At 52.6% G+C, this 22,252-nt stretch carries 21 protein-coding genes; 12 read left to right on the forward strand and 9 right to left on the reverse strand.

Features of this window, described 5'->3' with window-relative positions:
• The first annotated feature begins 199 nt into the window (after positions 1-199).
• From SH668x_RS07510 to SH668x_RS07520, 3 genes are all read left to right on the forward strand, one after another.
• Positions 200-1,468: a dienelactone hydrolase family protein gene (locus tag SH668x_RS07510; protein ID WP_437188073.1), complete on the forward strand. Its 1,269-nt coding sequence runs from the start codon at positions 200-202 to the stop codon at positions 1,466-1,468.
• A 162-nt stretch (positions 1,469-1,630) separates the two neighbouring features.
• The gene (locus SH668x_RS07515; RefSeq protein WP_437188074.1) at positions 1,631-2,698 is read left to right on the forward strand and encodes a mitochondrial fission ELM1 family protein; all 1,068 of its coding nucleotides are present in this window, start codon (positions 1,631-1,633) and stop codon (positions 2,696-2,698) included.
• On the forward strand, positions 2,670-3,314 hold the full coding sequence (locus SH668x_RS07520; RefSeq protein WP_437188075.1) for a hypothetical protein: 645 nt from the start codon (positions 2,670-2,672) through the stop codon (positions 3,312-3,314). Before SH668x_RS07515 ends, SH668x_RS07520 begins: the two co-directional genes overlap by 29 nt.
• A gap of 160 nt (positions 3,315-3,474) precedes the next feature.
• Here SH668x_RS07520 and SH668x_RS07525 read toward each other — a convergent pair whose 3' ends face one another.
• Complete coding sequence (locus SH668x_RS07525; protein ID WP_437188076.1) at positions 3,475-4,383, reverse strand: hypothetical protein; 909 nt, start codon at positions 4,381-4,383, stop codon at positions 3,475-3,477.
• Between the two features lie 111 nt (positions 4,384-4,494).
• Positions 4,495-5,889: a reverse transcriptase family protein gene (locus SH668x_RS07530; protein WP_437188077.1), complete on the reverse strand. Its 1,395-nt coding sequence runs from the start codon at positions 5,887-5,889 to the stop codon at positions 4,495-4,497.
• A gap of 446 nt (positions 5,890-6,335) precedes the next feature.
• Here SH668x_RS07530 and SH668x_RS07535 point away from each other — a divergent pair, with 446 nt between their 5' ends.
• Positions 6,336-6,914: an RNA polymerase sigma factor gene (locus SH668x_RS07535; RefSeq protein WP_437188078.1), complete on the forward strand. Its 579-nt coding sequence runs from the start codon at positions 6,336-6,338 to the stop codon at positions 6,912-6,914.
• A 51-nt stretch (positions 6,915-6,965) separates the two neighbouring features.
• Here SH668x_RS07535 and SH668x_RS07540 read toward each other — a convergent pair whose 3' ends face one another.
• Positions 6,966-7,916 carry an aminotransferase class IV gene (locus SH668x_RS07540; protein WP_437188079.1) on the reverse strand — a complete coding sequence of 317 codons (951 nt, stop codon included), beginning with the start codon at positions 7,914-7,916 and terminating at the stop codon, positions 6,966-6,968.
• Positions 7,917-8,053: 137 nt separating this feature from the next.
• Between SH668x_RS07540 and SH668x_RS07545 the strand changes: the two genes are divergently transcribed.
• The 5 genes from SH668x_RS07545 (at position 8,054) to SH668x_RS07565 (ending at position 10,985) form a co-directional block, all read left to right on the forward strand.
• A complete protein-coding gene (locus SH668x_RS07545; RefSeq protein ID WP_437188080.1) occupies positions 8,054-8,581 on the forward strand; it encodes a PSP1 C-terminal domain-containing protein in 528 nt (175 codons plus the stop codon).
• 91 nt (positions 8,582-8,672) lie between these two features.
• A complete protein-coding gene (gene yidD / locus SH668x_RS07550; protein ID WP_437188081.1) occupies positions 8,673-8,891 on the forward strand; it encodes a membrane protein insertion efficiency factor YidD in 219 nt (72 codons plus the stop codon).
• Between the two features lie 358 nt (positions 8,892-9,249).
• Complete coding sequence (locus SH668x_RS07555; RefSeq protein ID WP_437188082.1) at positions 9,250-9,903, forward strand: hypothetical protein; 654 nt, start codon at positions 9,250-9,252, stop codon at positions 9,901-9,903.
• Between the two features lie 94 nt (positions 9,904-9,997).
• Positions 9,998-10,870, forward strand: coding sequence for a hypothetical protein (locus SH668x_RS07560; protein WP_437188083.1), 873 nt, complete (start codon positions 9,998-10,000; stop codon positions 10,868-10,870).
• Positions 10,845-10,985 carry a hypothetical protein gene (locus SH668x_RS07565; RefSeq protein WP_437188084.1) on the forward strand — a complete coding sequence of 47 codons (141 nt, stop codon included), beginning with the start codon at positions 10,845-10,847 and terminating at the stop codon, positions 10,983-10,985. Before SH668x_RS07560 ends, SH668x_RS07565 begins: the two co-directional genes overlap by 26 nt.
• A gap of 100 nt (positions 10,986-11,085) precedes the next feature.
• On the opposite strand, the gene SH668x_RS07570 is transcribed toward SH668x_RS07565, so the two are convergent.
• Entirely contained in the window at positions 11,086-11,403 is a 318-nt protein-coding gene (locus SH668x_RS07570) for a MazG nucleotide pyrophosphohydrolase domain-containing protein (RefSeq protein WP_437188085.1), read from the reverse strand.
• A gap of 234 nt (positions 11,404-11,637) precedes the next feature.
• Positions 11,638-13,044 carry an asparagine--tRNA ligase gene (gene asnS, locus SH668x_RS07575; RefSeq protein ID WP_437188086.1) on the reverse strand — a complete coding sequence of 469 codons (1,407 nt, stop codon included), beginning with the start codon at positions 13,042-13,044 and terminating at the stop codon, positions 11,638-11,640.
• An 821-nt stretch (positions 13,045-13,865) separates the two neighbouring features.
• Between asnS and SH668x_RS07580 the strand changes: the two genes are divergently transcribed.
• Complete coding sequence (locus tag SH668x_RS07580; RefSeq protein ID WP_437188087.1) at positions 13,866-15,200, forward strand: hypothetical protein; 1,335 nt, start codon at positions 13,866-13,868, stop codon at positions 15,198-15,200.
• A 281-nt stretch (positions 15,201-15,481) separates the two neighbouring features.
• Here SH668x_RS07580 and SH668x_RS07585 read toward each other — a convergent pair whose 3' ends face one another.
• The 4 genes from SH668x_RS07585 to SH668x_RS07600 all read right to left on the reverse strand — a co-directional run bounded on the left by SH668x_RS07585 (position 15,482) and on the right by SH668x_RS07600 (position 19,085).
• Positions 15,482-15,910 carry a hypothetical protein gene (locus SH668x_RS07585; protein ID WP_437188088.1) on the reverse strand — a complete coding sequence of 143 codons (429 nt, stop codon included), beginning with the start codon at positions 15,908-15,910 and terminating at the stop codon, positions 15,482-15,484.
• Positions 15,900-16,898 carry a DUF1559 family PulG-like putative transporter gene (locus SH668x_RS07590; RefSeq protein ID WP_437188089.1) on the reverse strand — a complete coding sequence of 333 codons (999 nt, stop codon included), beginning with the start codon at positions 16,896-16,898 and terminating at the stop codon, positions 15,900-15,902. The genes SH668x_RS07585 and SH668x_RS07590 overlap by 11 nt, the downstream gene beginning before the upstream one ends.
• Positions 16,899-17,415: 517 nt before the next feature.
• Positions 17,416-17,997 (reverse strand): tRNA (mnm(5)s(2)U34)-methyltransferase, encoded by a 582-nt coding sequence (locus SH668x_RS07595; RefSeq protein ID WP_437188090.1) that lies wholly within the window; start codon positions 17,995-17,997, stop codon positions 17,416-17,418.
• Positions 17,976-19,085, reverse strand: a complete 1,110-nt coding sequence (locus SH668x_RS07600; protein ID WP_437188091.1) for an NAD(P)/FAD-dependent oxidoreductase — start codon at positions 19,083-19,085, stop codon at positions 17,976-17,978. Before SH668x_RS07600 ends, SH668x_RS07595 begins: the two co-directional genes overlap by 22 nt.
• A 134-nt stretch (positions 19,086-19,219) precedes the next feature.
• Between SH668x_RS07600 and SH668x_RS07605 the strand changes: the two genes are divergently transcribed.
• Entirely contained in the window at positions 19,220-20,458 is a 1,239-nt protein-coding gene (locus SH668x_RS07605) for a tetratricopeptide repeat protein (protein WP_437188092.1), read from the forward strand.
• A 164-nt stretch (positions 20,459-20,622) separates the two neighbouring features.
• Complete coding sequence (gene miaB / locus SH668x_RS07610; protein WP_437188093.1) at positions 20,623-22,230, forward strand: tRNA (N6-isopentenyl adenosine(37)-C2)-methylthiotransferase MiaB; 1,608 nt, start codon at positions 20,623-20,625, stop codon at positions 22,228-22,230.
• Positions 22,231-22,252: the final 22 nt, after the last annotated feature.

Here is a 22,252-nt window from a genome sequence, read left to right on the forward strand (position 1 = left end):
GCAAAGGGGTGCGTCTCGCCGTAACGCAGACAGTTTTTCCGCGTTTTACCAAGACTCGACAAATTTTCTTGAGATTTGAAAATCTCTGGTGATATTGGGGGGATCAAATACAGGAGTCGACCTAGGGGATGGCGTCCTCAACTTGGTGTGTTGCTCATTGAGCCAGATGACGTTGAAGCTTCAGCGAGGGGAGTAGGGTATGTTGACATGTTTTTTCAGGCTGGCGATTTGTTTCGCACTTTCACTTGCTGTTGAAGTCACTCAGCTGAGTGCAGCAGATGCTGACGTTCCAGCAGTGAATCCAGTTGACAAGCTTGTCGACCTCTTGAAAAAGTCTCCTGAAACCCGGGAAGACATCCAGCAGCAGGATTTTTCCACGCTCCCGCTGACGAAGGAGCAGGCAGAAGATGTGAAGAAGGCTCTGGTCGCGGATCGTGTTCAGTTGATCAAATCCGATCGTGCGCAGGAGATGAAAGACAAGGTCATCAAGCTGGGTGAATTGTCGATGAAGTTCGAGTATTTCACCTATGGGAAGAAACCCATGAATGGCCGATCCCTGTTTATCTCGATGCACGGAGGAGGCGGGGCACCTCCGCAGGTGAACGATCAGCAGTGGCAGAACCAAAAGAAACTGTACAAACCCGAAGAAGGAATCTATCTGGTTCCTCGGGCTGCGACCGACACCTGGGACCTTTGGCATCAGTCACACATCGATCAATTTTTTACTCGACTGATCGAGAACATGATCGTTCTTGAAGATGTCGATCCGGACCGAGTTTATATCCTCGGTTACTCGGCCGGCGGGGACGGTGTGTATCAGTTGGCGCCACGCATGGCAGATCAGTTGGCTGCTGCTGCGATGATGGCTGGTCATCCCAATGAAACAGAACCAGCCGGATTACGAAACCTTCCTTTCATTCTGCAGATGGGAGGAAAAGATGGGGCTTATGATCGAAATCGTCATGCGAAAGAGTTTGGTGCAAAGCTGGCTGCTCTTGCAGAGAAGGATGAAGGGGCTTATCCGCATCTTGTGAAGATCTACCCGGAGCATGCTCACTGGATGAATCTTGATGACAAAATCGCACTTCCCTGGATGGCGAAGTATAACCGAGTGACGCATCCAACGAAGGTCGTCTGGCGTCAGGACGATGTGCTCCATGATCGATTTTACTGGCTTCGTGTCAAACTCGAGGAAGCAAAAGCTGGGCAAGAGATTGTGGCGAGTCGCGATGGCAATCGATTTTCTGTCGAACAGATACCGGAGAACCTTACCGAACTGACGCTGATGCTGGACGATTCTTTCTGTCAGCTCGATGAGCCGGTTGTTGTGTCGCTTCCTGGGGGGAAAGAATGGACAGGAACACCGATTCGGAATATCGCCACGATCAACAAGACGCTGTCGGAACGGGGTGATCCGAACGCTGTGTACTCAGCGGAACTTGTGATTCCGTTGCAGGATCTGAAGTGATTTGCAGAGGCTGATCGCATTGGTATCGGCAGAACCCGCTATTGAGACGGCGTGTCAAAGAACCCCTATTGACCCAGTTTTCAAACCGTCTTACTGTTCCCCGATGCCGATACACCCATTGTGTCGGTGAGTTCGTTTGCTCAAGGAGGAGCGGACCGACCGATGTCAGTTTCGCATGATGCACCCATAGTGAATAAAGATACGCTTCCGATCGCACCAAACACTGCCTCGTTTGATGCGACTGCGGTTCCGCAGACATGGGGATTTGCAGAAAACGCAGCTGGCATGATGAGTCAGGTCAAAGGGCTCGCTGCTGCGATTGGACTCCCTGCGAAAGTGCAGGAAATTACACTGGCGTTTCCCTGGAATCGGTGCTGGCCAGGACTGGTTCCATTGGGGCAATTTGTCTTTCCTCAGCCGGAAGTTCTCTTTGCCGGTGAAGCTCCCCGCGTGGTGATTTCCTGTGCGCGACAGGCGATCATGGCATCGCTGTGGCTGAAAAAGAAATATGGGGACCGCGTTTACACGGTTCACATTCAAGATCCGAAAATCGATCCACGAAAATTCGATCTGGTGGTTGCTCCGGAACACGACGGTCTGACTGGACCGAACGTCTTTCAGTCACGCGGAGCACTCCATCACATCTCTCCGCAGGTTGTGCAAGCTGCCCAGAATCTTGGCCCTGTCGGCCCATTGAAACAATTTCGAAGTCCGTTTGTCACCGTGTTGCTCGGCGGTCCGAACAAGTGCTACAGCTTCAGCTCATCGGATCTTCAGCCGATGGTCACGTTGTTGAAGTCGATGGCGAAAAAGTACGGCGTTCCTTTGGCGATTCTCCCTTCTCGCCGCACACCTGATGACGTCCTCAAGATGTTTCAGGACGAGTTCGGAAGTGACCATTACGTCTGGGATAAGAAGCAGGATAACCCGTACATTTCTGCTCTCTGCTGCTGTTCACACCTGATTGTGACGGGTGATTCTGTCTCCATGCTTTCTGAGTGTGCAGCGACAGAAAAGCCTGTGTTTGTTTTCGAGCTTCCGGAGCGACGCAAGTCCGAGCGATTCCGTCAGTTTCACAGATCTTTCATGCAATGCGGGATCTCACGTCCGTTCACAGGGGACCTGGACGTGTGGCAGTATGAGTCCCCAAACCCCACACAACGAATTGCGGAGCTGATCCGCCAGCGCATTGGAGAGAATGATGTCGTTTCTGCACGCTCTGCAGCATAACAGTGTTTGTTCAGAAGACCCGTTTCTGCACTGGATGATCGATCAGCCGTTTAACGAGCAGATCGTTAAAGAGGTCGCCTTCACTGACGTTCCGAAGATTGTTCGTCAGTATGATGGAACTCGCGCTGGTGACATGGGTGGGGGTGAGGTTAAGACCCGCTGCTATATTGATCAGCAAAATGTCAATTCATTCCCCGGGATCGCCGGTCTGATCGATGAATTGATGTCCCGGGAAACAATCGACCTCGTCGGAGAGATGCTCCGCCGGCCGATTGATGGTTATCTGCGAGTTGAGGTCATCTCCGATCGAGAAGGCTTCTGGCTAGCACCGCACAAAGACATCAAAGAAAAGCTGATGTCGATGCTGTTGTATGTGAACCCCTACAACGAGTCCGAAAATCTGGGAACCGACTTTTACGACATGGATCTCAAACTCGTGAAGACCATGCCGTACCGCAACAACTTCGGTTACATGTTTGCTCCGTCACACGACACATGGCATGGACTCGAGAAGAAGGCGATCCGGCAGGAACGTCGTTCGATGCTGATCAACTACGTGACATTCGAAACCGAATGGAAGTTGCCATCACGTAAAGCTCATCGCCGGGCAGCCTAGTGCAAGTCTCTTGAGCGATCGATTTCAACAAAGGGGGGGAACACTCGAGTGTTCCCCCCCTTTGTTCTTTTAATACCGAACCAGACTTGTGGACTCGGCGCGACGATCGTCAGTGAATCGAGTGAAACCTACCTGAGTCGATTTCTGCGAGCGATCAAGATCAATGGCTTTCGCGTCGGAGTTCCCTCGTTGGCCACTGCTCTCGACGTTTTTCTGCTTTGTATTCCGGCTTGCGTTCTTTTACAGCCAGGATCAGAAACAACAATACCGTCGCAGGGGCCCCCGGAAGCGACACATTCTTGAACAGCAACGCGTAGCCTTCCAGTCCTTCAGTTGCAAAGCTCGACAAAGCGAGGATCAGGCCGATCAGTGTCGACATTAACAATGTCACCTTACTACGGCTGAGTATTGTCGTCACGCCGAAGCTGAAGGTGATGGCACCGAACAGACAGAGAGTGGTGCGGGCGAGGGAAAGGCTTGCTGAGTCGTCAGAAAGAAAAAGGAGTTCAACTGCTTTCTGCGTGGCATCCAGAAAATCACCCCCTTCGTGGTACTGCACGAGAAGTAGGTAGCCATGCGAGATCAGCGAGATTCCGATGGAGAGTCTCATTAAGGTTGTCGCTGCAAGGCAGATTGGCAACGACGCTTTCATGCGAGGCGGCCAAAAATCGATCATCAAGAGAGCGAGCGGGGCGGCAATTCGTGTTGCCTGAAGGGCTGGCTCCAGAACTGGTAACGGTCCGATCTGAGTGATCGCCGCTGCGATGGAGACACCAAGCTGATAGAGAAACAGTAGCATCAACATCATGTTGATTGGGCGTGCCAACGTGACTAACGCGCAGCCGATCATCCCATGTGCAATGAAGCCCGCGAGGTATTTCGCCTTCGCTTCCGACACCGGATAGGATTGAGCGATGAGGTCACAAAGCAGATCGGGATGACCTCGATGGATGTAAGTGGCAGCGATCCCCAAGCACTGAACTGCGACAACCGCCCTCAGCGCCAATTGGATCAATCGCACTCCGCGAGGGCGGGGCGTATCGAACGGGTTGTGCCCCGAGACATCCATTAATCCGAGATCTCCAGTTGCTAAAAATCAACGACGCAACGAGGAGATTCTGCCCGTTTTATTCAACTCTGTCGAGACGGGTTCGGACGCTTGACCACGCTCAGGTGAATTTTATTTCGACCAGTCGATGGCGTAGTACAGGTTGAGGAGCTTTTCGCCGCGTGCAGCATTCGTACTCACGTTCAGTACATGAGTGATGCGCCCGAGTAGATGGTCGCGGAAGTTGGGGTGATTTTTGCGGTTTTGCGTGGAAGGGCCCTGTTGAACGCAGTTGTGCAAGGTCGCTTTCAGGCGATCATAGTCCGTGCGGGAAATATTCAGTTGATCGTTGACGACGAGTCCCGTGACTGTCTGTCGCTGACCATTCCGAATGATCCGGAACTTCTTTCGATTGGCGATGAATCGTTCTGAGCCAATGATCTGCCGGATCATTGGAATCAGTTCATGCAGGGCTGGAATCGCTTTCCCCGGGCCCGAAAATGTGAGGTCATCTGCATAGCGGGTGTAGTTGAGATGATACGCTTCTGCGAGTCCGGAAAGTCGGACGTCCAGGCTGAACGCCGATAGATTCGCGAGTGCTGGCGATGTTACTCCCCCTTGTGGGAGATGCCGCGCATAGTAGCGCAGTTTCTCCAGATCGCTGACAGGCGATTTTACGTCCCAAGGAAGATTTGATGTGCAAAGAGATGCCAGCCAGATCGCGACTTCTCGGCTGTAACCGAGGCTTCGGAAAATCGCGACGACACGCGAGTATCGAACGTTGCTATAAAAGTCTTTGAGGTCCATCTTGAGGATGAACCGCTTCCCAACGTGTGGGCGTGCATTTGTCAGGATTGATCGATCTGCGACAAACCCGTGAGCTGCTGTGTGAGGTGGGATCCGATCGAGAATCTCGCGAAGTATTTTCGACTGCGCCTGTTTCAGCTCCGCTTTTGGAGCTTCGATCAATCGCCATCCGCCGGATCGCTTTTGGATCCATTGATAGTGGTAATGGCTTTTCTTGGCACTGTCGGCGCGGTGACGGCGTTCTGTGCGATGTGTCAGCCAGGCGAGCTTCCCTAGGCTGATCCCCAGCCAATCAGCGATCTGCTCAGGCGTCTGGAGTTTCGGGATTCCAAAGTACTCAATCCAGCGGAGGTCAGTATCTTTAGAAAGATTGAGGTATTCACCCGGATTCGACGTTGCCGTTGCGAAGGCATACGGACGGCCACGTACCAGTTCCAGTCTGGAGTCCGTCGGAATGAGGCTCGATTGGTATCGCAGCGGTTTCAGCTCGACACAATGCGTCGGGTGAGGAAGCGGATTGGGAGTCGCTTGGCTCTGCTTTTGTGGTGTGACAGCAGACTCTGCGGTCACGTGCTCAGGAGCCGTTTGAAACGGGGGCTGCTTCTCTGAAACCGCACCGAGAGAAACGGAAGGTGTCGTTTCTTGTCGCGCCTCGCGAGCGGACTCAGCAACGCGATTGCCTCCGCCAAACAGTCGCCAAAAAAAGTCGAACAATCCCATAGAGTTACGATTACCAGTAGTCGGGCATGTTCGACCGAACTTCAGGGTGAGTATTGGAAAATCGGCTTTTGAAAGAATTGGCCAGCGGGCAGCACAACGTATCCTGTAGCGAATGTGGTGGAGGTAACATGCTTACCTACGTCACATTCATCCGCGGAATGCGGAGCAAAATCTCTCCCACGGGGTAACCCCGCAGTGTCCATTGGACCGGGCTTGTGCTGCCCACTGGCCAACAAGGAGATTATGAGACGGATTGTGAGGTTGCGTCAATGGTTCTGGTTAGTGGGATGCCGCGTTTCTCCAACACAGGATTCTCGAAATCTCCTTCTGTTGAATCAAACTTACCCGTTGTCTGAGGTGACGGGGTGACGTAAGCTGGAATCAAGGATGATTTTATTTAATGGATTTCTCCGTCTCTCGGCCTTTCGGCTCGAGGAGTGGTCCCAGTGCCGTATGTTGAAATTGACCGCCGTATTCTGAACCGATGTCTCAAGCGAGAGCCCAAGGCATGGGAGGAATTTGTAGACAGGTTCATTGGCGTTTTCGTGCACGTCATTCGCCATACCGCACACTGCCGAAGTATTGAGATCACCAATGACGACGTGGAAGATCTCTGTGCGGAAGTCTATTTGACTCTCCTGAAAAATGACTTTGCGGTTCTGCGGCACTTCAAAGGGAATTCGTCGCTCGCCACTTATTTGACAGTCGTGGCACGTCGGATTGTCGTTAAAGCGATCACGACCCGACGCAAGTCAGAGGCACTCGGTCACACGTACGTCCATCAGCATTCTCTGGCTCTGAGTACGGGTGATCCGCCGCGATCAAATGCTGACGTGGAAGAAGTCCGAAGTTTACTCGGTCACTTATCGGAAACTGATGCGTCGTTGGTACGCATGTATTACCTCGAGGGGCTGAGCTATCAGGAAATCAGCCGGCGTCACGGGATTCCGGAAAACTCGATCGGGCCCACACTCCATCGACTCCGCGAGCGGATGCGAAGAGGTCGCCATCAAGGGGCTCACTAGTCGTTAGATGCGACCATGAGGGGCTCGGTTCTGTTTGCTCTTTGTGGTCGCTCAGGGCTGGTTGGCTGAACGGTTCAGGCTGTTGAGGGATTGTTCCGCGAAATGGAGCCCGATTTTCTCAGACCAGAGTGCGACGAGCTTCTGGGTCACCGGGCCGGGGACATCTTCGCCAATACGCTGTTGGTTGAGCTTTCCAATGGGAAGGATGCAGTAGGTGGAAGATGTCAGGAAAGCTTCCTGTGCATTCAGGACTTCCTCAACAGTGAGTTGTTTGTGAATGACTGTCATTCCAGCCTCTTCCGCGATTTCGCAAACCGTCGCCAAGGCAATCCCGTTGAGGGTTGCCTCGGATCTCGGAGTAAAGAGGGTTCCATCATTGAGGATGACGATATTTCCTGAACTGGTTTCTGTCACAAAATCGCCGTTGTCGAGCAGAAGTGCCGTTGCAGTTGGATCGATTTGTCTCGCCTGATTCTCTGCGATAAACCAGTTGAGCCGACTGCGGTGCTTGATGCGAGGATCGATCGAGTCCGCGGGAATTTGTCGAGTCGCAGGAACAACGAGACTGACTCCCAATTGATGGCTTTTTGCCCAACTGCTCAGCGGGAGTGGAGCCGAATAAACGCAAACCGTCGGTTTCCCTTGCGCGCACAGACCATTGGAATCTCCGAGGAGTTGCCCAGCGGTCACGAAGACGACGACGGAAAGGTCGTCTTGTGCATCGATCCATTGAGAGTTTGTCGAAGCGACGTGTGCAATCGCCTCTTTGAATTCGTTCCGATCCAGATCGACGGAGACTCCGATGGAATTCAAGGAACTAAAGAGTCGGTCGAGATGCTCTTCGACGAGATACGGTTGATGCTTCACCGTCCGCAAACGCTCGGTGACGGTCGCACCCTGTGCCAGCCCGAGATCGTAAATAGGGATTTTGGCGTCATTAAATGGAATGTAACTTCCATTCAGGTAGGTGATTACGTTGCATTCTTTGTGCGGATGGGGCATGCGTCACCTGAAATGATCTGATCATGAGAACTCAACGACTCAGATGCGAGATCTCCGTGTTCATCACCGGGGGCCATCAGCGACTCAGTGCTGACAGATGGGATTCGTACCGGTAAACTAAAGGAATGATCACATCCATGACAGCCACACGCAATTATCTGATTCGACACGGTGCGATTCCCGAAGTCGTGAAAGCATCCTGGGAAGGCGAAGTCCCGCTCCAACGCGGGGCTAAGGTGGTCGTGCGGACTCACCGCGGGGAGGGGATTGGGGTGGTTTTGGAAGCGGTTCGTCCCGCGAGCGAACCGGGATCAGAAGAGATCGCTGCCAACTCGGAAGTGCTCCGTCTGGCAACTGCGGACGATCTTGCGTTGCAAGCAGAATTGGCTCGTCAGTCGAAGTCAGAATTCTCCACTTGGGATCAACGAATCCTTGGATGGGGGCTGGATCTTCAATTGATCGATCTGGAGTGGACTCTCGATCGTTCGAAAATTGTACTGTACGTGCTGAACGAACGCGGTCCGGAATGTACGAAACTGGCACTTCAAGTCGCAGCAGCGGGCCTAGGGAATGTTGAAGTTCAGCCAGTGTCGCTCGATGGTCTGGTGACGCTTCCTCCGCCGAAGAAATCAGGAGGAGGCTGTGGATCCTGCAGCGCCCACTGATGGGGATCGTTCTGGTCAGGGAAGTTCGGTAACTGGTGCAGGGCCGTCTGTCGCCGGCGTACGGGGGCCCAGACGTGGAATCCAGTGGGCAGTGGAAGTTGTTTTTAGCTCCATCCTGATCTCCGCAGTTCGCCTTTATCAGGTGACATTGCGAGCGTTTCTGGGGGGGCATTGCCGGTTTCACCCCTCCTGCAGCACCTACTTTATCGAAGCTGTTCGGAAGTACGGGCCATTTCGAGGGGCATGGAAAGGGGTGTGGCGCCTTCTTCGGTGCCAACCTTTCTGCGATGGGGGCTACGATCCCCCATGACGTTCTAGTTTTAAAGCCAAGAGTGAAGAGGCTGCAGAATCTGATCAATCGTCACATGCAGGCGAAGCGGAACTCAACCTGTCCAAGAAGTCGATTCGCAGTCAGTTCGGTCTTTGGCTTTGTAGTGGCGATGCCGAAAAGGAGATCAGGCAAATTCATTTTTCGAGATGATCCGGGCTGCGCGTGTTGACACTGCAGTTTTGGGAGTCGTAGGATAAATTACGCCTGTTGTCTATTGTGAAATGAAGTCGGAAATCAAAGCGGCTTCGGATTTTGGCAATCGACAGCGTAGCACTGAAAACCTGCGTCGGGATTTCAGTCTGGATTTGACCGGTTTTGGGGAATCTGTCGTCTCACAATGACTAAAATCGCGAAAATTCTGGCTGTATTTGTGGCGTTGGTCAGCTTGGCCTTCGCAGGGTTCGCTGTGACTTCCACATTCGGTGGTCCAGATTGGAAAACCCTGACCAGTGCAGAGTATTTTCAGCATTATCATTTCACGCAGGGGGGAGCCCCTGATTACACGTGGACCGCGACTCGAGCAGATGATGGAAATCAGGTTGCGGCTTCAAAGCGTCTGCCTGAAGTGCTCGTCAAGGTGATGGATGACATCGTTCGCCGTCAGGGTGAAGTCACCACTTCACTCAATGATCGCGAATCCTTGCTGCAGACACGCGTTGAGACTTTGATCGCTGCAAAAGAAAATGACGAAAAGGCGATCGAAGCTTATCTGACTGTTCAACGAGAACGGTTGGCCGCTGTTCGAAAAGAATATGATCGAGTCGCTGCGGAAGTCGTGGCAGCGACAAACCAGGCACAGGCTCTGCAGACTGAAGTTGGCCTACGCCGAGACGACGTTTCGATTCTGCGCCGGCAAGTGGAAGAGTTGAAAACAGAACAGTTCCGGTTGAACGCATTGCAGGCGAATCTCGAAAGTCTGGTTCAACAGGTTGAAGGGGATCAGCTGCGGGCCAGTCTGCGAAAGCAGGGCTTGGAAAATCAGGTTCCTTAATCCGGGACATGACTTGACGAGCTGAGTTGGCCATCGGACCATGATTACTTTGGGCCGTTAGAATAGAGGGAAACCGCTTTAGCGGAGTCAGAATATGTCCTACGTCGGTAAGATTCTGGTCGTCGTACAGGTCGTTTTGAGCCTGTTGTTCATGACCTTTGCAGGCGGCGTTTACGCGGTTCATCAGAATTGGCGTGCGAAGTACAACACATCGCAGGACACATTGAAGAAAGCTCAGAGCGACCTTTCAGTGGCGCGAGAAGAATTGGTTCAGGCCAAGCGTGAGCACGAATCTCTTGCCACCGAACTGACTCAGAAAGCTCAGAAGTTTGAGCGGCTGACAACAGATCTGCAGATTCAAGTCGCAGGGCTTGCCAAGGACAAAGAACTGCTCGTTACCCAGAGAGCCACGCAGACTGGACTCGCTGAGAAGAATTCAAACGAAGCCAAGTTTCGTCAGGAAGAAGCAGAAAAGCAACGAGCAGAGAACGCCAAGCTGCAGAGTCGCGTGGATGCACTCGCCAGTGAAAATCGAGATCTCCACGATCAGATCTTTACCAAAGATGAGTCTTACAATCAGTTGAATTCCACCTACGAACGTGGGTTGGCTCAGCTGGCCTACCTCAAAGAGTTGGTCGTGAAGCAAGGGTTGGAAACTGATCCTGAGAAGGTCAGTAAGATGAACCTGCCACCACCACCAGTCGAAGGCCTTGTGACAAGTATTCGTAAGAATCGTGCTGGCCGTGTTCAATTCGTTGAACTGTCGATTGGTAGCGACGATGGTCTGATTAAAAGCAATGAACTTGATGTTGTTCGTGTCTTCGGTAAGGAAGACCGTTCTGAATGGCTGGGACGGGTTAAGATTGTTGACTTAGGCCCGAATTGGGCAGTGGCGGAAGTCATCCTCCCCTCGAAAAATGGTATCATCCAGGAAGGCGATAATGTCACCTCGAAACTCGGTATCTGAAGATCCAACTCCGGACATTTACGTCGGCCTGCTGTTTGTGGCTGTTGGTGCACTCATCACCGGGTGTGTCTTTCTGGCACTCGAGTTGAGCAGCTACGGCTGGCAGGTCACATGAGTTAAGCTGACAGACGAAGTCAGGACGAAGCCGCACACAAGACGTGTGCGGCTTTTTTTGTTGAGAGATCTTCGTCAACGGCCGGAACAGTAACCAATCGTTACGGCTTTTCCTCGATCCCGCATGCGCAAATCATTTGTTTGCAGCCAGGGCAGCCGTTTCCATATTTCTCCTGGACAGCTTTCTCCAGATCGACTCCCGCAACATTGGCGATCGTCGCGAGCCACGCCAGCACATCGGCGAACTCGTAGGCGAGTTCCTGTGGAGTTCCTTCTCTGAGTGCCGCAGCGAGTTCGCCCACTTCTTCCATCAGCCACATGAAGGTTCCATCAACCCCGCGCTGTTCATCTTTCGATGAATACATGGTCTTGATCAGGGATTGAAGGTCGGACAGAGTCATGGGAGTGTTGTGGGACATGGGGTGAATCGTTCAGCAAAAAAGAATTCGTCATTCAGTTCAAGTGGAAGATCTGCATCGCCGCCACGCGACACTTCGATCTCGGTAATTTGAGTTTTTCGGATCGGTCCAGATCGCGTTTTTCAGCACGACACACAGAGGGTTTTCAGCTCGTATGTCAATTTGAAATACGGACCGGCAGAGGGACAGTGCGTCGACCGCCACCGGACCGGAGACCGTTCCCGATCCGCGAGTTTAGAATTCGGCGTTCTTTGGAGTTCGAGGGAATGGGATCACGTCGCGAATGTTCTGCATGCCTGTGAGGAGCAGAATCATTCTTTCGAGGCCGAGGCCAAATCCGCTGTGCGGAACCGATCCGAATCGGCGAAGATCGAGATACCACCAGTATGGTTCTGGTTCAAGATTGCATTCTTTGAGTCGCGATTCGAGAACATCCAGCCGATGCTCTCTCTGGCTTCCACCAATAATTTCGCCGACTCGCGGGACGAGCACGTCCATGGCCCGGACAGTTTTTCCATCATCGTTGCAATACATGTAGAACGGTTTGAGAGTGCGCGGGTAGTCGTACACGATAATCGGCTGTTTGAAGTGTTCTTCGGTCAACCAGCGTTCGTGCTCTGCCTGCAGGTTCATTCCCCATTCCACCGGGAATTCGAATTTCTTCCCAGAACCGGTCAGAATCTCGACAGCCTCGGTGTAAGAAATTCGTTTGAAGCTGTGTTCCAGAATATTGTTGAGTGTATCGAGAACGGTGTTTTCAATTCGGTCATTGAAGAACTGCATATCCTCCGCACAGTGCTCCAGGCAAGCTCTGACCACGTGTTTGATGAAGTCTTCAGCAAGCTGCATATTGTGTGTGAGTTCAAAGAATGGAATCTCTGGTTCGATCATCCAGAACTCAGCGAGATGACGCGTTGTGTTCGAATTTTCTGCTCGAAACGTCGGTCCGAACGTGTACACCGGCCCCACAGCAGTCGCGAAAATCTCCCCTTCGAGTTGTCCGGAAACAGTCAGCGAAGCCTTCTTGCCGAAGAAATCATTTTCGTAATTGATCTCTCCGGGGCGAAAGCCTTTTTCTTCCCGACCATGCTCGAGCAAAGTCGTGACGGTGAACATCTCTCCCGCCCCTTCACAGTCGCTCGTGGTAATGAGTGGCGTGTGGACGTAAAGGAACTCTCGCTCTTGAAAGAACTCGTGAATGGCTCGTGAGACGCAGTTGCGGACTCGGGCGATGGCGCCGAATGAATTGGTGCGTGGACGCAAATGGGCGATCTCTCTGAGAAACTCAAAGCTGTGTCGCTTCTTCTGGAGAGGGTAGGAGTCCGGGTCAGCGACGCCCAATAGTTCGAGTGTTTTCGCGTGCAGTTCGACCCGCTGGTTGGCTCCGGGTGACTCTTTGAGTTCTCCAGTCACCCGAACGCTGCTCCCAGTGGTGACGAGTTTGATCGTTTCGGCGTATCCGGGAACGCTGGAATCGACAACGACCTGCAAGTTGGCCATGCATGACCCATCATTCAGTTCAATGAATGAGAATGCTTGTTTGGAATCCCGTCGGGTTCTTACCCATCCAGAGATCTCAATGTTGCTTCCGGGTGGAGTTTGCTTGAGGAGCGTAGCTACGCGAGGTGGGAATGCAGACATGGACAAACTCACTGGATCGTAAGGAAATGCTGAGAGATCTGGTTCCGGTAATCTCGCTGGAAGTTTTCGGTCCAGCTTCACGCAGGCTGTCACCAATCGCGTTTCGAGTGTGGCGGTTAGGGGACCCCTGCGAGTCGAAATCTGATGAATCGCTGTCTTCGGGATCTTATCGTAGGAGGGGTTGAGAGGGACAGGGGAACTCTTTCAGGAGACGGTAGATTGAAGCGTGGAACTTCGCGGACAGCTGCACTGCGAATGCAGTTTCGGCAGTGAATTGTCGATTTTCATGAACTGGGCACGTTTGGTCGTCGCAGCGAGATGAGATCACTATGCGCTGATGCGATGTCGCTGGTTTTGCTGTCCAACTCACTGAAATGCAGGCTTACTTGGATTGCGGGTAAATTGCGTAACCTGCGTCATTGAAGGGGATTGCTTCCCTTGGAATGTTTTGAAGGACTGCAGGATCGGCAGTTTTTGCTTGGAATTTAATATTCCCAGTGATAAATTAAGTGTTGAACGGACTCCGGTGGATGGCTGCTTCTGGTTGGGGAACTAAGAAGTGGCTGCTCTGATTGGAACAATTGGTCGTTGCGTTCGCTGATCATTGAGGTTCGTTTAATTGGGTGCAGTTCACGCCGGGGGGCCGGTTATGGTGCTGCCACCAGTTTTTGAAGCGTGTCACCGTGGTGAATGATGATGTGGGTCATCTTGCCATGATGTCCTGATCGTATTGCAGTCATCGTCAGCGAAATCCCGGATTGGATTCTGCTGAATTTGGGCATTTTTGCCCGTTGATGAAGCTCCAGCGTGCCAGGTACTCAATGGAACTTTTGCTTCAGGGATACGACGTCAATCAACCGACGTGGTTTTACCTGTCTCTATTGCTGATTGTCGCGGTCTACTTTCGTTTTACTCGCATCATCTCATTGCGAAACGTGGACTTAGCGCTGCTGCTATCGGCATCTCCGGGCCTCATTTTCGTCGGGGCGGAAGATTCTGCGACACAATCGCTCGGTCATCTCTGGTTGTTTCTGATCGCCTGCCTGTTTCTGGTGCGGCTTTTCATTGACCCCTTTTTGCATCGTCGGCCATATCTCGGGCAAAACCTGAATCCGCAAGGGCTCGGTTTTTTGTGCTTTGCCTGTTTTGCGTTCATGATGACGAAAGCGATCACTGAATCGCTTCCTCAAGCAACTGAGACGACGATGCAGCAGGCCGGGGATCTCCTCAGCGCGACTGCGACGACTCGTCCCGATGAAACAGCGCCTCAACCGGCAGCAGGTCCAGCGGCCTCCCTCATTTCCTCACCTGCAGTGTTACTGTTCAATACGTTGGCTCCGCGAATTCTGGCGATCCTTGCCCACGTAGCTGTGATCAGCGGTCTTTGGTTTGTTGGACGAAACCTCTTTGCGGATCGCGGGCTGGGGATGGCCATGGCGACGCTGTATCTGTTGCTTCCATGTACTTCGTATAACGTCGGTGAGTTCAATCACGTTCTCCCTGCTGCACTGATCGTCTGGGCTTTCGTCTGTTTTCGAAAACCGGTCGTTTCTGGAGTCCTGCTTGGGTTGGCATGCGGAACGATGCTGTTTCCGCTGTTCCTGTTGCCAATCTGGTCTGCCTTCTATGGACGCCGTGGAGCAGGACGCTTCGCAGCTGCTCTTTCCGGAGTGGCTGTTCTCCTTCTGGCGTGTTTGGCAATCACTTCTGCAGACTCCGATTCTTTTGTTCAGCGCACGATCGGCCCGAACAATGTGATCCTTTCGGCACTGTCGAATAAAACAAATACCAGCGGATTCTGGAAAGATCTGGATTACCTGTCAGTGTATCGACTGCCAGTTATGGTCGCTTACTTCATCATGTTGACGATCATGACCATCTGGCCGAAGTCTCGGACAATGGAAGTATTGCTGGCACAATCGACTGCTGCCGTTGTGGGAACGCAACTCTGGTATGAACAGCAAGGGGGAGTGTATTTGCTGTGGTATTTACCACTGATGTTGATGGTGGTGTTCCGGCCAAGGCTGCTGCATTTGCGTGCTCCGGGACAGGAGGGGCAATTGCTTGAGCAAACAAGCATTAGTCCCGGAAAAGCTCCCGTTAGCGGGGCGACAGGCCGCGCGATGACTCACCGTCATCTCCAACTCTTCCGTTAAGTCTGTTTCAATTGACGAAACGGGGGGTGAACGGAAGTCAGGCACATGATGACCTCTCTGATCTGAATTGCTTCCTGCGATCTGCCCCCAACATTGCACAATGCAGACGGCTCAAATGTGACATCGTGAAAGAAAAAAGAGGACGCCCAATATGAGCGTCCTCTTTTTATCTCGAATGAAAGCTGCCTTCACTCGTCCTCATTGCAGTCGATGAAAGCGAACGGAGGATGTGTTAATGACAGACATCTCAGGAATGTGAGCGAAACGTTTGTCGGGGATCGCTACTTCAAGTCGAAGTCGTGTTTTGGCGTCTTGTCCGTCACGCTTGCGGTCAGTCCCGATTTCTTAAAATCGGTGTACTTCTCCGGAACCGAAGTTTTCGCTGCCTTAAATTTCTCGCCTTTTTCGGCCATCTTCATTCCAGCATCAAACGTGCGCACGCAGACTTGGTACTCTCCGGCTGGAATTCCCTTTGCGTCGACATTTGCCTTCGCTTGATATTGTCCATTCACAACATTCGCAATGAATTGTTCCTGTCCGTCCCCTTTGACGAATGCAATTACTCCATCGTCGAGCGGGGTTCCGTTTATAGAAACTGTACCAGTCACGGGGATCATCGTCGGCCCGTCAGTGCTGCCTCCGCCGCATCCAGCGAACGCAATAGCTGCAAAAAGACAAGCTGAGAGAGTAGAGGTGCGGTTAGAAGTCATTGGCAACCACCTGTCCGTCTGCTTTGTCGCCTAAGAGGCACCAAGATCTGAAGTCAATGTTGTTGCTGATGAATTTCACTGATCCATCTGCGAAGACAGCGTGAAGTCCGCCCACGTGGTGACTAGCAAAACCACAATTCCGATACCACAGCATTGTGTCAGTGGTTCGAGTGGGGCTGTTGGGCTTCATCCCGGTGTAGCCGCCGGGGAAGTTGAAGGAAAATGCACCGCCCCAATGGCATGATTCCGCGTTTCGTTCGGCCAAAAGCATCGTGTTGCTGGTCCCGTCCGCTGCCATCGCAAAATTAATTTTTGTGATTCCTCGGCCGGCGAAGAGACCTGGGTGACGTGGTCCACCATGGCGATGAGAATCGGGCCACAGAGCATCGCCGGAGTCGCAATAGGTGTTCGCACCGGTGATGCAATCAACCGGGATCGCATCTGGTCGGTATGAACCTCCGGAGGCGGCGTAATGGAGCGGTTGTGTCGGTGTCGACATTGCATCGAAGTTATTTCCAGCGGTTGTCTGGCCAGTGTTTCCGTGCGGATTGGAAGGACATGTCAGGACTGGAAAATAGAGTGCTCGAATCAGTGCTCCGTTATCCCCCTCGTTGTTGTGCTGGCTGAAGTTGATCTTCTGGAACAGAGGGGCTTGGTCGATGTAGGGAAGGATGAACTCCACCCATGTGTGACGGTATGCTCCAATTGCATCGTATGTCGCATAGGTGCTTGCGAAGGGAAGAACATTCGCTGTGTCGTGGTAATTGTGCAGTGCCAGTCCGAGTTGTTTGAGATTGTTCTTGCACTGGCTACGACGAGCAGCCTCCCGAGCCTGCTGGACAGCAGGCAGAAGCAGGGCAATCAGCACTGCAATGATTGCAATCACGACGAGCAGTTCGATCAGCGTAAATCCAGTCTTTCTACGGGGCGTTTTGGTGTGGCCCAGCGATGCTGGCGAGGCGTATGTGTCGTCCTGTTGTATTGGCATTGAGGTCTCCTGTTTGTACCCCTGAAGGGGAGAATAAGAAGGGAGATACGTTCGATGGGGCTAGTAGAATGCCGCAATAAATTGGAAAAACCGCACGAATTCATTTCACAAGGGGAGCAGATGTCGTTGCATACAGAAAAGGAAATTGAGATTGTCTTAGAAACGTATTTAGATGTGTAGTGGATGTTATATATTCGGCAGGCTAGGGTCAACTACGTATACATTTCGGGCAACAGGGGACAGCCGTAGCGCTGCGATGGGGACTGGCTGGCTGGTCGAATGTGTCGGTGAGGCGATCCAGAATTGACAGGACGAACCGCGTTAAGCTCTCTGTTGAAAAGGAGATAAGAGGTGCGGCTTGGGCAGTCGCTTGCGACGGGTTAGTTCGCGAATCAGCTCGTGAGTATCAGCGATGGCAAGCGGTATCGTTGAGCAAAGTTACGATGCAAATATGCAAGGATATTACTGGTTGGTGGACTCGGCGCAAGGTGTATTGGTTGGCGGTGGTTAATGTTTGCTATAAATGTATTTGAAAATTGGGTATGCGCACGATAACCATCAGCCTTGGTCCGAGTTGCGGGGCTTCCATGGGACAAAACGAAACATCATAGCCTGATGTGGGGAGGGCTTTTCCCCAGTTCTCAACCGCGTCTGCTTCTTCCGCTCCCCCCTCGTGCCCACGATAGGTGATCACGGTGAGCACCCCTTGAGGCTTGAGAAACTCTACTGACGCTTGGAGAGCAGCGACGGATTTCTGAGCGTCTGTTGTGATCAGGTGGTCACCGCCGGGGAGATAACCGAGGTTGAACATGATGGCGCATGTGTTGCCGACCAGCGATGAAGGCACGAGCTCTTTCAGTTGGGAGTGGTCACCCTGAACGAGCGTGGCGTGAGTGATGTTGTTTGACGCCAGGCGTTGTCCGGTTTTTTCGATTGCTTGCGCTTGGAGGTCGATTGCCCATACGTGTCCAGCAGATGTGACTCGCTGCGCCAGTCGAAGTGTGTCGTGCCCGTTTCCCGCTGTCGCATCGATCGCAATCCCGCCTGCACTGAGTGAGTTGTGAACTGCGTCGTGAGCTAGTTGGGTGATCGGAACCATCGCTGGACATTCATTTCTGCTGGGATTGGTGAGGAGTGATCGAGGTTGTCAAGCAACGTCTTTGCCAGCCACGGAGCAAGGAGTGATCCGCGAGTTCCCAGCCCGTTTAGGATCGAGAGCTGAGGGTATTCGGGGTGTCGACCGATGACCGGACGAAAATCATTCATCGTCGGGCGAACAGCAGCATGGTGCTCAATCACTTCAGGAGATTTTCTGAGCCATTGTGCTAATTGGTTGAGAATGATGGATTTGCCTGTAGCAGTCGGAACGGAATTCAGTTCTTTCCATTCAAACGTTGACCCAGCCATGTAATTTCCGTCGTTCACTTCGGCAAGCCAACCCGTTGCATGCACCGAGCGTGGTTCAGCGTAGTTTGGAATGCTGAGTGTCAGGATCTCACCTTTAGACGGTTGGAAGCGGACGCAACCAAACCACGGGTGATCTGCATTGTGGAACCCATTGCAGAAAATGAGTCGCCTCGAGCGGACATTCAGTGACGGGATTTCTATTCCATTCGGTGTCACCCGAATGTCATTTTCCGGATCGACGGTCGCTTCGATGAAGGAGTTGTCGGATGAAGACATCTCGCGAGTTGCTGTCAGGTACAGAGGGATATTCAGTCGGCAGGCATGAGGCATCAAGAAGAGCCCGAATGGGGCTGCTTCTGCGGGAATTTCGGGCGGTCGTTGGACCTCGCAGACCAGACTGCGGAATTCCGGGAGTTGGAGCTTCTTCTCGTACAGCTGTTTCTCGGACTCGCTGCGAAACAGATGTAATGCCGGCTGCTGAACGAGTAGTGGCTGTCCAATCTGCTCTGAAACACGATTGTAGAATGTGGTGGCAGACTGGATTCCAGCATGCCAATTCCATGTGATCGCCAATTTGGGACCAGTGATCGGAGTGATCAGTCCAGCGGCGATTCGGGAGGGAGTTGACGGAGACCCCTGATCAATCAACAGGAATGACTCGTGTCGTAAGTGTAATTGCCAAGCCAAGGTAGCGCCGGCGAGCCCCATTCCGATGATGACAGTCTCATAATCCCCGTTTTTCATAAACGAGATGATGGCAATCCACGAGTGCGTGTTCAACCTGACGATCCCCGATTGCCGATTGGTCGAAACTTGGGTATGTTGACCGGTGTATCATTTCGTATCCAAGTTGTGTCCGAGCTCAGTTTTCACAAGTTCGGTCTGAGATCATTGATTGGTGCTGAGTCCCTCGCATGGCCAAATCGGCATCCACCGAATCGTCAACCGCTCCGTTGACGAGTTCCCCCTGTCTTCAAGGCGAGAGAGTGACGTTTACCGGAACTCTTGCTTCGATGACCCATGCGCAGGCATTTGATCTAGTTGCACAGCATGGGGGAGTCGCGACAGAGCATGTCAGCCGAAATACGACCATGGTTGTCGTCGGTGAAGAAGGTTGGCCGCTGGAGGACAACGGACAGCCAAGCGTCAAATTGCAACAAGCGGAGCGACTTCGTTTTGCGGGCAATGACATCGAACTTCTGAACGAATCGAACTGGCTCACTTTGTTGGGGCTGAATGACCACCGCGAAGAAGTTCATCGTCTCTACACGCCAGCGATGCTTTCCTCGATCCTCGGAATCTCGGTGCACGTGATTCGTGGATGGGCCCGCGTTGGCTTGATTCGGCCGGTGCGAAAAGTGTTTCGACTCCCGTATTTTGATTTCCGGGAAGTGAGTTCGGCCAGGCGGTTGAACGAACTGTTGGAATCCGGTGTTCCTCGCAAGGATCTTGAGGAAAGTCTTCGGCGACTCCCAAGCGTACAACGGGGCGATGACCGGCCTCTCGAACAATTGCAGATACTCGCTCATCAATTGGGGGTCGTGATTCGTGACAAGCATGGTCTGGTGATCGCTGCGAATGGTCAGCGTCTCTTCAATTTCGAGTCGACTGAACCAGCTTCTGAACCACAGGAGGAGTCGGAAGAATGCACTTCACTCCGGTTCGAGGCCGACGCCATTTCCGATCAGGAGCCGCGTGATTGGCTCGTGGAAGGGTGCCGCCTGTACGACTCCGATCGTCTGAAAGATGCTCTGGAAGCCTTTCGACTGGCAGCCCTTGCATCCCCGAATTCCGCCGACGTTCATTTCCAGATCGGTGAGTGCCTGTACCGCATGGGGCACGTTGAGTCTGCGATTGAACGGTACTACGCAGCGGTTGAGCACGATCACGACTTTCTGGAGGCCTGGACTCAGATTGGGTGTCTGCATCGGGAACTCGGCGATTCTGTCGCTGCGAGAAGATCCTTCGAGTCTGCGCTGAAACTGCTCCCGGAGTATCCAGATGCGCATTTCCATCTCGCAGAGACACTGTACGATCTGAACGACCGAAATCAGGCAAAATATCACTGGCAGGAGTATCTGAAGCACGATTCCCGTGGCCCGTGGGCGGACATTGCTCGGCAACGTCTGGAAATTCCCGAGCAAGTTGAATAAGCGGGTGTTTCAGAGTTTACGCTGTTTGGTGAATGCTCGAGCGAAGTTTTCGCGAGATTTGCCTTGGTGATCAGCCATGTTTGATCGATTCAGGCTTCAAGTACTGCCGCGAACTCGCGATAATCGTCGGCAGACTCTTTTTACCTTGAATCCCTGCTGAACACATGCATCGTCTTTATATTGAAACTGTTGGCTGCCAGATGAACGTGCTGGACAGTGAGCTTGTCGTCGCTGCATTGCGACAGCAGGGTTACGAACTCACCGAAGATCCCAAGCAGGCAGACACGATTCTCTTTAACACCTGCAGTGTTCGCGAGAACGCGGAGCATAAGACTTACAGCTCTGTTGGACGGTTCAAATATGGCAAGCGTAAGAAGCCGGATCTGGTGATCGGTGTCATCGGTTGCATGGCTCAGAAAGACCAAGAGCTGATCTTCGAGAAGGCGCCGCACGTCGATTTGATTGTCGGAACCGGCCAGCTGGGTGAAATTCCATCCTTGGTGGAGGAAGTCCGCCGCACTCGCAAGAAAAAGGTCGCGGTTTCTCTGGATCGAAAAGAAGGATCCCGCGCGGAAGTGGCGGGAAGCTTTGAAAGCTACGATCCGTTAAGAGATCCAGCGATGCGCCCCAGCCCCTGGCAGGCGTATGCCCGCATCATGTTTGGGTGTGATAAGTTCTGCACCTACTGCGTCGTTCCAACAACAAGAGGTCCAGAACAGTCACGCGCCCCCAGTGAAATTCATCGGGAAGTGATTGCACTCGCAGGTCAGGGAGTGAAGGAAGTCACGCTGCTTGGACAGACCGTGAATTCCTACAAATACACGGAAGATGGGAAGAAATCGCGGTTGAGCGATCTCCTGTATCTCATTCACGACACGCCGGGGATCGAGCGAATCAAGTTCGTCACGAGTTTCCCGAAAGACATGACCACTGACTTGCTCGAAGCAATTCGTGATCTCCCCAAATGCGCTCGTTATCTGCACGTCCCGCTGCAACATGGATGCAATGATCAGCTCAAGCGAATGAAGCGCGGATACACTGTTGAAGATTACCGCGAGATGATGGGGCGAATCGGGGAGATTCTCCCAGGGTGCGCCGTCAGCAGTGATTTCATTGTTGGTTTTTGTGGTGAGACGGAAGAAAGCTTCCAGAAAAACATCGACGCCATTCGAGAGTTCCGCTTCAAGAACAGCTTCATCTTCAAATACAGCCCTCGCCCCGGAACCAAGGCCTACGAGTTGTATGAGGACGATGTTCCCGATGAAGTCAAACGTCGACGAAACGTGGAACTGTTGAACGTTCAAAACGAGATCAGCGAAGAGGACAACGCGGAGTTCATTGGCAAACGCGTTCAGGTTCTGGTCGAAGGTCCGAGCAAGCGTGGGCGTAGTTCGAACGTCGACTCAAAGGAGTCGAATGCAGTGGCGGAAGCGGCAGTAGCATTACCCGGCTGGCACAGCGGTCCGGAGCCTGTGAACTACCCGCAATCTCATGCTGAGGCAAACGACCTCGTTTCGCTAGGGAGCACAAAATCAACTGCATCAACTCCACCGGTGGAAACTCGACAAGCTGTTGAGGAAGATTTTGGTCCACGACAGCTGATGGGGCGCACATTGTGTGATCGAATTGTCGTGTTTGACGGCAACGTGCGATTGGCTGGAACGATTGCAGAGGTCGAAGTTTCTGATGTCACTCCAACGACTCTCATTGGTGAAATTGTGACTCGAAATGTGCAGCCGGGTTCAGGTGGCCTGCTTCCAATCCTGATTTAGTCGAAGTTTGTTGCCTGATCGG

The sequence above is a fragment of the Planctomicrobium mucosum genome (assembly GCF_051466335.1).
GTDB lineage: Bacteria > Planctomycetota > Planctomycetia > Planctomycetales > Planctomycetaceae > Planctomicrobium.

Excerpts from the sequence above, each read along its gene's own strand:
- SH668x_RS07520 (WP_437188075.1), top strand. The coding sequence starts at position 2,670 with ATGTCGTTTCTGCACGCTCTGCAGCATAACAGTGTTTGTTCAGAAGAC.
- SH668x_RS07595 (WP_437188090.1), bottom strand. The coding sequence starts at position 17,997 with ATGGTTCCGATCACCCAACTAGCTCACGACGCAGTTCACAACTCACTC.
- SH668x_RS07510 (WP_437188073.1), top strand. The coding sequence starts at position 200 with ATGTTGACATGTTTTTTCAGGCTGGCGATTTGTTTCGCACTTTCACTT.
- SH668x_RS07560 (WP_437188083.1), top strand. The coding sequence starts at position 9,998 with ATGTCCTACGTCGGTAAGATTCTGGTCGTCGTACAGGTCGTTTTGAGC.
- SH668x_RS07585 (WP_437188088.1), bottom strand. The coding sequence starts at position 15,910 with ATGACTTCTAACCGCACCTCTACTCTCTCAGCTTGTCTTTTTGCAGCT.
- miaB (WP_437188093.1), top strand. The coding sequence starts at position 20,623 with ATGCATCGTCTTTATATTGAAACTGTTGGCTGCCAGATGAACGTGCTG.
- SH668x_RS07605 (WP_437188092.1), top strand. The coding sequence starts at position 19,220 with ATGGCCAAATCGGCATCCACCGAATCGTCAACCGCTCCGTTGACGAGT.
- SH668x_RS07545 (WP_437188080.1), top strand. The coding sequence starts at position 8,054 with ATGACAGCCACACGCAATTATCTGATTCGACACGGTGCGATTCCCGAA.
- SH668x_RS07540 (WP_437188079.1), bottom strand. The coding sequence starts at position 7,916 with ATGCCCCATCCGCACAAAGAATGCAACGTAATCACCTACCTGAATGGA.
- SH668x_RS07515 (WP_437188074.1), top strand. The coding sequence starts at position 1,631 with ATGTCAGTTTCGCATGATGCACCCATAGTGAATAAAGATACGCTTCCG.
- SH668x_RS07530 (WP_437188077.1), bottom strand. The coding sequence starts at position 5,889 with ATGGGATTGTTCGACTTTTTTTGGCGACTGTTTGGCGGAGGCAATCGC.
- SH668x_RS07580 (WP_437188087.1), top strand. The coding sequence starts at position 13,866 with ATGGAACTTTTGCTTCAGGGATACGACGTCAATCAACCGACGTGGTTT.
- SH668x_RS07590 (WP_437188089.1), bottom strand. The coding sequence starts at position 16,898 with ATGCCAATACAACAGGACGACACATACGCCTCGCCAGCATCGCTGGGC.
- SH668x_RS07525 (WP_437188076.1), bottom strand. The coding sequence starts at position 4,383 with ATGGATGTCTCGGGGCACAACCCGTTCGATACGCCCCGCCCTCGCGGA.
- asnS (WP_437188086.1), bottom strand. The coding sequence starts at position 13,044 with ATGTCTGCATTCCCACCTCGCGTAGCTACGCTCCTCAAGCAAACTCCA.
- SH668x_RS07565 (WP_437188084.1), top strand. The coding sequence starts at position 10,845 with ATGTCACCTCGAAACTCGGTATCTGAAGATCCAACTCCGGACATTTAC.
- SH668x_RS07570 (WP_437188085.1), bottom strand. The coding sequence starts at position 11,403 with ATGTCCCACAACACTCCCATGACTCTGTCCGACCTTCAATCCCTGATC.
- SH668x_RS07555 (WP_437188082.1), top strand. The coding sequence starts at position 9,250 with ATGACTAAAATCGCGAAAATTCTGGCTGTATTTGTGGCGTTGGTCAGC.